Raw genomic sequence first — 10042 nt, 5'->3', positions numbered from 1 at the left:
CGGGACACCCCCGGGAACCTCCCCGGGGACATCCCCGGCAGCAGCGGGCACACCCGTGCCGCCGCCGCCGGGACCGGGTGAACCCGCAGCGCGGGTGTGGGTGGGTTGTGGGGGTGGTCCGGTGGTGCAGGTGTGGGTGAGGAGGTCGGTGAGGACGTCCACGCGGAGTTGGGTGAGGGTGCGGTTCTCTGTGGGGGTTTGCAGGCCGCGGGCCAGGGCGGTGATGCGGTGCCCGATGCCGGTGGCGTGCTCGGCGGGCAGGTAGATGTTCAGCCACGCCATGCCGTCGGCGTCGGGAAGGACTTCCAGGCGGCGCTGGGTCACCGCGGCGGTGGCCCGGGCGGTGTGCGCACCCGGGTCAAGGCCCGCCCGCAGCACCCGGGCCCGATGCATGGTCCGGGTCACGGTGGTGTTCCTGGCGGTGGGCAGCAGGGCGTGTTCCAGGGTCGTGGCGGTGTGCGGGGCCAGGCCCACGCACTGCTCGATGACCGTCACCGCGTGGCGCCAGGTGATCGCCCCCTCGGCCAGGGCCCCCAGCGTGGGGGTGTACTTACGGCACAGCAGGTGCGCCTGATCCACCAGAAGCCGGGCCGAGCGCTCCGGCAGGCGCAGCGCGCACCCGATCTCGGTGGCCGCGAGGCTGTCCGCGAGGCTGTCCGAGATCGGCCGGAACCCCGGGATCGTAGTGTCATGGCAGGTCGTGGACCCCGGGGTGCGGGCATACAACCGGTCAGTGGCGAGGTTACGGATCCGCTCGATCAGCACCGCGGAACGGGCATCACACCGGTTCTTCACCACCTGCAACCCCTCCAGGGCCTCCAACGCCTCCCCCAGACCCAAGCCCAGCGCCGGAGGACCCAGCAACGACTCACCCAACGGATCCACCACCGGCTCAAACAACGACCCACCACAACCAGGACCCGTGCCACCAGACCCACCGGTACCACCGGTACCACCGCCGTCGTCGTCGCCGCCGTCGAACGCTCCCGCTTCCATACACACACCATCCCACCCACCACCGACATTCCTGGAGACACCGACATCTGCGGTTTCCACCAGAAGCGTCAGGGCGGACCGACGCCAAGCTGTCTGGCCAGATCAGTCATGCTGGTCGATGCGATGTCCCAAGCGCCCGTCGGGGACAGGTCCGATGTCTGATGAGGGCCGTGCTCGGTGCTACGCGGGATGAACGCAGTGGCCAGGCCGCTTCGCTGCGCGGCGTCCAGATCCTCATTATGTGCAGCCACCAGCATCAGTTCGCCCGGTTCCAGGTCGAGGAAGGCCGCAGTTCGCAGGTAGGACTCGGGTGAAGGTTTATAGGCGCGCGTGACATCCGAGCCGATGATGACGTCCCACGGCAAACCAGTGTTCTTTGCCATGTTCACCAGCAACGACGTATTGCCGTTGGAGAGGGGCCCGATGATGTACCTGCTGCGCAGGGCTGTAAGTCCCGGGATGCTATCGGGCCATGCCGGGAGATGGTGCCACGAGCGGTTCAGCTCCCGCAGTACTCCCGGCCCGAATCGATCAGGATTGACGTTATGGCTGTCGAGGATGCTGAGCAGGCTCTCGGAGTGAAGTTCGTCAAGCGTCGCGAAGGGCCTGGCGCCGGACCGCACGGATTCCAGTGCAGGCTGGTACAGGCCTCGCCAGTCGTCGGCGAATCGCTCAGCGTCGAGTTGCAGCCCCTGGGCAGTGGTGAAGGCACGGACGTCCCGGACGATACCCGTCCGCCAATCCACGATGGTCCCGAAAGTATCGAAGCACACTGCTCTGATGCCGCGGCCTGTGGAGGGTGACCGATACGGGGAATGGGACACATCCAACACCCTCAGGGCCCCTGAACCCCGGTTATCGCCTCTTCAGCGTCGAGGAGCCCGTACCCGTGGGACACGTCCCGCCCCGGAGCTCCAAGATCATCTGCAGTCACCTGCAACCATGCCCGGAGCTCGCCCGTACTCCATCGGCCATCTTTATTGCTGTCGGCCCCAGGATTCACCGGCGCTGCCAGCATGCCGGCCACTACCCCGGAGACGTGAGGGGCCGCCGTCGACGTGCCGTTCATCGTGCCATACCCGCCTCCGCGGGTCGAGGAGAGCACATCGACACCCGGGGCAGCTATCTCGACCTTCCCGCCGTCGGAGCTGAAGCCCGCAGCAGAGTCGCCGGCGTCCGTGGCTGCGACCGCTAGGACGCTGTCGTACTGTGCGGGCCAGAGCACATCGTCGGTTGAGGGGTCCCCGTCACCCAGATTGCCCGCGGCGGCAACGACGACGATACCGGCGCGGTCCGCGGCTTCAATCGCATCCCGAAGCACCGGCACGTCCGACCCCTCGCCCAAGCTGAGGTTGATCACCTGCATACCGTTGTTGATGGACCACTCGATACCGAGCGCAACATCACTGGCGTACCCGTAACCGGCTCCATTGAGCACCTTCACCCCGTACAGATCGGCTTCCGGGGCGACGCCGACGACGCCGATGGTGTTGTCGGATGCCGCAATGGTTCCTGCGAGATGGGTTCCGTGGCCGTTGTCATCGTTCCACGCGGCCGGGTCCGGCGCCTCGCCCGGCCCGCCCGGCCCCGCCACGTAATTCACCCCTCCTGCGAGGTTCTCCTCAAGGTCGGGGTGGCTCCGGTCAATTCCCGTATCGATGACGGCGACCTTCACCCCGGTTCCACGGCTCGTGGACCACGATTCTGCAGCGTCCACTCGATCAATACCCCAGGGCAGAATCTGCGAGGGTGGGAGGGCGGGCCCGGTTCCGTCTCCGCAGGAGGGCCAGGGACTGCAGCGTATCGGTGCTGCCGCAGCTACCCGGGCGTCTGCTTCGACAGCCGATACGCCATCCGCTCGTCTCAACCTTTCAGCAACAGCACTGTCGGGAACCGCCACGACCAGGCTCCCGGCGAACTTCAACTCCTCCAGGGGAGTAGCTCCGGCGCTTTCCACGGCCGCCCTGCTTCGTTCGTCGACACCACTGTCGAAGGTCACGATGAACTGCTGTTCGCTCTCTCCGGCGGCCTGTGCCGGCAGTCCCGGAAGGTCGGTAGCAACAAGGGCGGCGACGACCAGCACCCACGAATTCAGACTTCTCATCGTATGGATTCTCCTCAGATGCGGCATCGCCGAACGTGCTGTTCCTGCCGGAACGTGGATCCTCGGCGCGGCAAACGATATCAGGTGAAACCAGCGGGAACCAGCCTTGAACGAGTGCCACGTGCTCAAAACACCGGCACTTCAGTAACATGTTGATCATTCGTGCAGCACGCTCTGGTCGGCGGGCTCCGACGACCAGCCCTGAAGGAGCCCCATGACCTATGCCGTTCCAGTACCCGCACCCCCCTGCCTCCCAGTGAGCGCGAGTGACACGCTGTTTCCCGTGCGGCGGGTTTTCTGCGTCGGCCGCAATTACGGCGACCATGCCCGCGAGATGGGAGCCGATCCGACCAGGGAGCCGCCCTTCTTCTTCCTCAAACCGGCGGATGCTGTCTTTGCGCCGGAAAAAACCGGCACGCCGGGCAGTACTTCTTCGAAGGTTCCCTATCCGCCGCAGACTGCCGATCTCCACCACGAGGTCGAACTCGTGGTGGCGCTGGGACACACTGCTACCGGGGTTGACCCCGCAGACGCCCTGGACACCGTGTGGGGCTACGGCGTCGGGGTGGACCTGACGCGGCGCGACCTGCAGGCAGAGGCGAAGAACCTCCGCCGCCCGTGGGACCTGGCGAAAGGCTTCGACTGGTCGGGTCCGTGCTCACCCCTTTCGCCGGTCAGCGAGGTGGGGCATCCCGACCGCGGCAGGATCTGGTTGACCGTGGACGGCTCACTCCGTCAGGAGGGCGACCTCGGCGACCAGATCTGGACGGTGGCTGAAATCATCGCGTATCTCTCCCGATCCGTGACCCTACGCCCCGGAGACCTCATTTTTACCGGTACCCCGGCGGGCGTCGGAGCACTGGAGCGTGGGAGCGGAGTTACGGCCGGCATCGACGGAGTCGCCGAACTCTCCTTTACGATCGCGTGAGCCCGGCGACGGAGGTCCTGCAGGGCTGTGCCTGAGCACCAGTGCGCGCTCAACCGACCGGGGTCAGGATCATGTCGGTTCCGGCCCTGCCGCAGACTGCCCGGAGGTGTTCGAGGAGGCTCTCCGGAACAGGAATACCGTCCCTGCTGCGGCCGGTGTGCGCTTCGGCCTCAGGATCGCCGGGGATGACGACGCCGGGCTCGTCCCTGGACATCAGACGGACAAGGTCGTCGACATACCCGGCCGGAGATCCGCCCCCGGTTCCGCTGTTCGGGTCGATCACCAGGACGAAGTGCCCAAGATTGTCGCTGTCGCCGTCGTCGAGCGGCAGTGCCGCTCCTGAAAACGCCCCACTGAGCACATGGACCATCAGGCTGAGTCCGAATCCCTTGTGCCCGCCGGTCTCGGTGCTCGAGCCGCCGAGCGGAGTCAGGGTTGCCCCCTGCGTGGTGAGCAGCGAGTAGGCGAGCGAAGCATCGGTGATGGTCCTGCCTCCGCGGTCGACCACCCAGCCGACGGGCAGATCCCGGCCGCCCAGGGCGTAGGCCTTCACCTTGTTCATTGCCACGACGCTCGTCGACATGTCGATCACCAGTTCGGCCCCACCGGCCCGTGGTGCGGCGAAGGCAAGGGGGTTCGTCCCCAGGATCGGCGTCGTTCCTCCGGCCGCGGCCACCACGGGCGTCCGCGTCGTCGTTGTCATCAGAGCGACCAGGCCGCGCTGCGCGGCGCTCCTGACGTAGTAACCGAGCGCTCCCAAATGGTGCGAGTTGCCGACGGCCACCGCACCGATTCCGCAGGCCCCGGCTTTTTGGATCGCCAGCTCCAGTGCAAACAGTCCTGCCGGGTGTCCCAGCCCGGCACCGGCGTCGACGACGGCGAGGGCGGGAGTGTCGCGGATAACCCGGGGGACGGCATCAAGCTTCAGGCGATCCTCGTGCAGGAGTTTCTCGTACATCATCAGCATGGACACCCCGTGCGAATCGATGCCGGAGAGATCGGTTTCCACCATCACTGTGGCCGTGGCCTCCGCGGACTCATCAGGCATTCCCCAGGCGCGGAGGATTGCAACAACTTGCCGGTGCAGCTGCGGGGCGTCGAAGCGGCGTGTCGTCTCCTGGCTCACCGGTTCCTCTCCTCCAGTTCATCGGCGATGCGCCTGCCGATTTCGAGCGCTGCGGTCGCAGCGGGCGATGGCGCGTTGAGCACGTGGATCTGGCGGGGCGCCCTCTCGAAGTAGAAATCGTCGACGAGGTCTCCGTTCCTGCGCATCGCCTGCGCCCGGACTCCTGCGTGGGTCGGCACGAGGCTGTTGTCACCGAGTTCGGGCACCAGCTCCCGCAGGCTCGCAAGGAACTTCTTCCGCGACAGGGAGCGCGCCACCTCGGAGAGCCCTACTTTCCAGAACTTCGTACCGAGCTTCCACAGACCTGGCCAGGCAGCGCTTTCGAGGACGTCCCGCGGATTGATGGTGAGCCAGGTGTAGCCCTCACGTGCCAGGGCGAAGACCGCGTTGGGCCCTGCATGCACTCCCCCGCCGACCATTTTCGTCAGGTGGACGCCGAGGAACGGGAAACTCGGGTCCGGTACCGGGTAGATCAGGCCGCGGACCAGATGGGACTGGTCCGCGGTGAGCTCGAAATACTCGCCGCGGAACGGGATGATGCGTACCTCAGGGGTGAGTCCGGCCAGCCGGGCGATGCGGTCGCTGTGCAGGCCGGCGCAGTTGATGAGCTCATCGGCGGTGATGTCGCCCGCGGTGGTCGAAACGGCCACTGAGCGGTTGCCCCCTGAGATCCCCGTGACCTCCCTTCCGAGCAGGATGTCGCCACCACCCTCGGTGATCAGCCGTCCGAGTGCCGCGCAGATTCCCCGGTAGTCGACAATTCCCGTCGATTCGACCCGGAGGGCTGCCACACAGGCGACATGGGGCTCATAGACGCGGGCTTCCTCGGGGGTGACCATCCGGCAGGGTACGCCGTTCGCGATACCGCGGCGGTGCAGCTCTTCGAGGGCCGGGAGCTGGTCCTGGCGGGTGGCGACCACCAGCTTTCCGCAGATGTCCACCGGCACGCCGTGCTCCTCGGCAAAGCGGTGCATCGATTGCGCACCGGCGGTTCCGAGGGTCGCCTTCAGGCTGCCCGGCGCGTAGTACAGCCCGGAGTGGATCACGCCGGAATTGTTGCCGGTCTGGTGCTCCGCCAAGCGGGATTCCTTCTCGATCACGCGCACCCGGTAGCCGCGGAGGCCCAACTCGTACGCTGTGGCCAACCCGACGATCCCAGCACCCACAACCGCAACGGAACTCTTCATTTCCCGTGTTCCTCTTTCGACGTCGATGTCGTACCGGAAGCAGCAAACCTCCTCAACTGTAGGCAGTTGCCCTCCAGCAAATATAGTTCGAGACTCCGGATGCGCTAATCTGCACCCACGATGACTGGGGCTTCATTCATGGAGAACGGCGCTCCTTGCGTTGAGGATGACTCGTGATCATCATCCGGTCCAGAGCTGATGACCTAGGCAGCCTCCGCGCGGTAGCTGTTGAGCTCGGGCTGCACCACTCGACGGTGCAGAACCGCGCCAACGAACTCACCACAGACCTTAGTTTCAACGTTCGGAGGCCCTTCGGACAGGTGCGATCCACGCTCACCCATTGTTCCATCTGGCCACGACCGGGTTCGAACCGTCCTGGCCCGGGCTGCCGCTGTGCCCGGCGGGACATGTCCTTCGCAGGAACCCGTATCGTGTGGATAGGCCGGGTCGAATCAAGGGCCGCTGACATCATCTACACGACATTCTGGCGAAGGAGCCCCGCATGGCGAGGAGTGATTCCACACTGGTTCTTGGTGGCGGCGGCATCGGTGGCATCGCGTGGCAGATCGGACTGCTGGCGGGTCTCAGCCACCTGGGACTTGATCTGCGCCAGGCGAAATCGATTCTTGGTACCAGCGCCGGCTCCACGGTCGGAGCCCAACTGACGGGCAGTGCAACTCTGGAAGAACGGTACGAGGCCCAGCTCGCCGGTGTTCCCTATGAGATCTCGAAGAGCTTCGCCGGCTTGAACCTGGCAAGATACCTGCTGGCCGCTTCACTTCCCGGGTCCCTCCAACGCGCATCACAACGCATCGGACATCTCGCACGCGGTGCGGATGTCGGTCCTGTCGAGGAACGCCGGGCAGTCATCGAGAAGCGCCTACCCAATTCCGAATGGTCCGACGCCGACCTGCGGCTCGTGGTGGTGGATGCCGGAACGGGAGAGCACCGCATCCTCACCCGGAACGACGATGTGAAGCTTGCCGACGCCGTGGCCGCCAGTTGCGCCGTTCCCCTGGTGTGGCCGCCGATAGAGCTGGAAGGACGCTTCTACATCGATGGGGGAGCCCGAACGCCGGTGAACCTGGACCTGGCACCGGGAACCGGGCCGGTCGTGGCGTTGGCGCCCCTGACCATGTCGTTCAAGCGGGTCGGCACCATTTCAGCGCAACGCAGAACGCTGGGGGAACGGCCTGTCGAGATCATCAAGCCTTCACCGGAAGCCAGGAAAGCGCAGGGACGGAACCCGCTGGACAAAACCGTCGTTCCCGCAGTAGCCAGGGCAGGTTGGGAGCAGGCACGGGCCGAGATATCACGAATCAAAGCGATGCTGCTGCAAAAAGCCCAGTAGGTGTGCGACCGTCGGCGTGCATCTGGACACGCCGTTCGTGCACCAGCCACCAGTCGGGTCAGATGATCATCGCCGAGCGGCACGGAGAGTTGCTGCGCCGCCGGCCTCGAAGGTCTCACCTACCGCCGGGATCCGGTCGACGGCGGCAAGCCATGGTTCCATGATCACGGGACTCCTCCGGATGCCGTTCCCAGGGTTCCGTGGATCGCGGGTTTTCCCCAGCATGGTGTTCGAGGGCGTCGCGGTGCCGAGACCAGAACGCGCGATCGGGTCAGCCCAGTGTTGCGGCCAGCTCCCGGCATGCGGTTTCACAGCGGCGGCATGCTTCAGCGCAGATCCGGCAGTGCTCGTGCATGCTTGCGTGCTGCTCGCATTCCTCGGCGCATGCCTTGCAGGCCACCTCGCAGGCCAGCAGCATCGCTCGGGTGATGTTCGCGTCGTAGCCGGTATGGCGGGAGAGCACACGACCAGTGGTGGTGCAGATGTCGGCACAATCCGCGTCGGTCCGGATGCACGTGGTCAGCTCGGCCACCGTGTCCTCGCTCAGGCAGGCGTCTCCGCACGCTGTACAGGTTTGGGCACATTCGAAGCAGGCCGCGATACATTCGGCCAGCTTTTCGTGGTCGATGCCACCTAGGTCCTTCGGGTACGTCTCGAGCATGGAAGTGATGTGTGTCATCGCTCTGCTCCTTCTCCGTCGGTGCATTCGAGGTGGCGTATCAGGGGGTCGGAGGCCGGTGCACACCCGGTCCGTCCCTACTGTCCACCTAGCTGCTGCTGACAGTGGCAAGCGAGGCCGCGAACGGTTTCCCGATCATCATTCCACCGCTTGACATATACCCCCTGGGGGTATAGTATCGAGCTATTGGTACTCGTCCACCTGATCCAGCAGCCCAGCGATACGGACACCCAGGCGGTGCCCGATCACGTGCCCGGAGGAATGATCGTCATGACACACAATGCAGCTGGCCACCACACAACACCACCACCTCAGCACGAGGACCAGCGTGGGCCGGCGGATGAGCGGACCCACGGTCAGGCCCTGCCGGAGGATGCCCCCCACTCAGCACTGGGAGCCCAGCACCACGCGGTGGATGATGAGCACCAGGTCCACGGCCATGGGCAGCACGCCGGCCATTCCACCGCGATGTTCAAGGACCGGTTCTGGATCAGCCTGGCATTGGCGATCCCGGTGGTGGCGTTCAGCCCGATGTTCACCATGCTCCTGGGATACATGCCGCCCGAGTTTCCCGGTTCGACGTGGGTCTCCCCGGTCCTTGGCACCATCATCTTCGTCTACGGCGGCATGCCCTTCCTCAAGGGCGGGCACACTGAGCTGAGATCCCGGCAACCGGGCATGATGCTGCTGATCAGTATGGCCATCAGTGTCGCGTTCATCGCCTCCTGGGTCACCACCCTGGGGATCGGCGGGTTCGATCTGGACTTCTGGTGGGAGCTCGCACTCCTGGTGGTCATCATGCTGCTGGGTCACTGGATGGAGATGCGGGCCCTGGGCTCGGCCGCCGGCGCCCTCGACGCCCTGGCCGCGCTGCTGCCCGACGAGGCCGACAAGGTCACCGCATCCGGCATCGAAACCGTACCGGTCAGCTCCCTGGTTGCCGGGGATATTGTGCTGGTCCGCTCCGGCGCCCGCGTCCCGGCCGACGGCACCATCACCGAGGGCACCGCCGAGTTCGACGAAGCGATGATCACCGGGGAATCCCGACCCGTGCCCCGCCACTCCGGTGATCCCGTGGTCGCCGGCACCGTGGCCACCGACAATGCGGTGCGCATCAAAGTCACCGCCGTCGGATCGGACACCACCCTGGCCGGCATCCAGCGCCTGGTCGCCGAAGCCCAGGCCTCCTCCTCCCGGGCGCAGGCCCTGGCCGACCGGGTTGCCGCCCTGCTGTTCTATTTCGCCCTCATCTCGGGCATCATCACCTTCATCGCCTGGCTGGCCCTGGGAAGCCCCGACGATGCGGTGATCCGCACCGTCACCGTCCTGGTCATCGCCTGCCCGCACGCCCTGGGCCTGGCCATTCCCCTGGTGATCGCAATCTCCACCGAACGCGCAGCCAAGGCAGGGGTGCTCATCAAGGACCGGATCGCCCTGGAACGCATGCGCACCATCGACGTCGTCCTGTTCGACAAGACCGGCACCCTCACCGAAGGCAAGCACGCCGTCACCGCCGTCACCACCGTCGATGGAACCAGTGAGGCGGAGCTGTTGGCCCTGGCCGGTGCCGCCGAATCCGACAGCGAACACCCCGTCGCCCGCGCCATCGTCACCGCCGCACGGGAGAACCCCGAGGCGGCAGCCCTCTCCTACACCGGCACCGGCTTTTCC

9 protein-coding genes are annotated in these 10042 nt (G+C 65.9%); 3 read left to right on the top strand and 6 right to left on the bottom strand.

Going from position 1 to position 10042, the window contains the following annotated elements:
• From Y704_RS22510 to Y704_RS18095, 3 genes are all read right to left on the bottom strand, one after another.
• The coding region (locus Y704_RS22510; RefSeq protein ID WP_155850155.1) for a DUF222 domain-containing protein at positions 1–996 on the bottom strand (996 nt) is incomplete at its 3' end.
• Between the two features lie 68 nt (positions 997–1064).
• Entirely contained in the window at positions 1065–1769 is a 705-nt protein-coding gene (locus tag Y704_RS0101375) for a haloacid dehalogenase type II (RefSeq protein WP_253904184.1), read from the bottom strand.
• Between the two features lie 62 nt (positions 1770–1831).
• A complete protein-coding gene (locus Y704_RS18095) occupies positions 1832–3100 on the bottom strand; it encodes a S8 family peptidase (RefSeq protein ID WP_051476581.1) in 1269 nt (422 codons plus the stop codon).
• Between the two features lie 214 nt (positions 3101–3314).
• On the opposite strand from Y704_RS18095, the gene Y704_RS0101365 reads away from it, so the two are divergent.
• Positions 3315–4028 carry a fumarylacetoacetate hydrolase family protein gene (locus tag Y704_RS0101365; protein ID WP_026548798.1) on the top strand — a complete coding sequence of 238 codons (714 nt, stop codon included), beginning with the start codon at positions 3315–3317 and terminating at the stop codon, positions 4026–4028.
• A gap of 49 nt (positions 4029–4077) precedes the next feature.
• Here Y704_RS0101365 and Y704_RS0101360 read toward each other — a convergent pair whose 3' ends face one another.
• Together Y704_RS0101360 and lhgO are read right to left on the bottom strand one after the other, a co-directional pair.
• The gene (locus tag Y704_RS0101360; RefSeq protein WP_026548797.1) at positions 4078–5154 is read right to left on the bottom strand and encodes an Ldh family oxidoreductase; all 1077 of its coding nucleotides are present in this window, start codon (positions 5152–5154) and stop codon (positions 4078–4080) included.
• Positions 5151–6341, bottom strand: a complete 1191-nt coding sequence (lhgO, locus tag Y704_RS0101355) for an L-2-hydroxyglutarate oxidase (protein ID WP_026548796.1) — start codon at positions 6339–6341, stop codon at positions 5151–5153. The genes Y704_RS0101360 and lhgO overlap by 4 nt, the downstream gene beginning before the upstream one ends.
• Before the next feature lie 502 nt (positions 6342–6843).
• On the opposite strand from lhgO, the gene Y704_RS18090 reads away from it, so the two are divergent.
• The gene (locus tag Y704_RS18090; protein WP_035771074.1) at positions 6844–7692 is read left to right on the top strand and encodes a patatin-like phospholipase family protein; all 849 of its coding nucleotides are present in this window, start codon (positions 6844–6846) and stop codon (positions 7690–7692) included.
• A 271-nt stretch (positions 7693–7963) separates the two neighbouring features.
• Here the strand turns inward: Y704_RS18090 and Y704_RS0101345 are convergent, their stop codons facing one another.
• The gene (locus Y704_RS0101345) at positions 7964–8371 is read right to left on the bottom strand and encodes a four-helix bundle copper-binding protein (RefSeq protein ID WP_026548795.1); all 408 of its coding nucleotides are present in this window, start codon (positions 8369–8371) and stop codon (positions 7964–7966) included.
• A 468-nt stretch (positions 8372–8839) separates the two neighbouring features.
• Between Y704_RS0101345 and Y704_RS18085 the strand changes: the two genes are divergently transcribed.
• A partial coding sequence (locus Y704_RS18085) for an HAD-IC family P-type ATPase (RefSeq protein WP_253904185.1) occupies positions 8840–10042 on the top strand: 1203 nt, incomplete at its 3' end.

Source organism: Arthrobacter sp. Br18, assembly GCF_000520555.1.
Lineage (GTDB): Bacteria > Actinomycetota > Actinomycetes > Actinomycetales > Micrococcaceae > Arthrobacter_D.
Note: the sequence above shows the minus strand (reverse complement) of the source record. Positions and strands in the feature narration are given on the sequence as shown.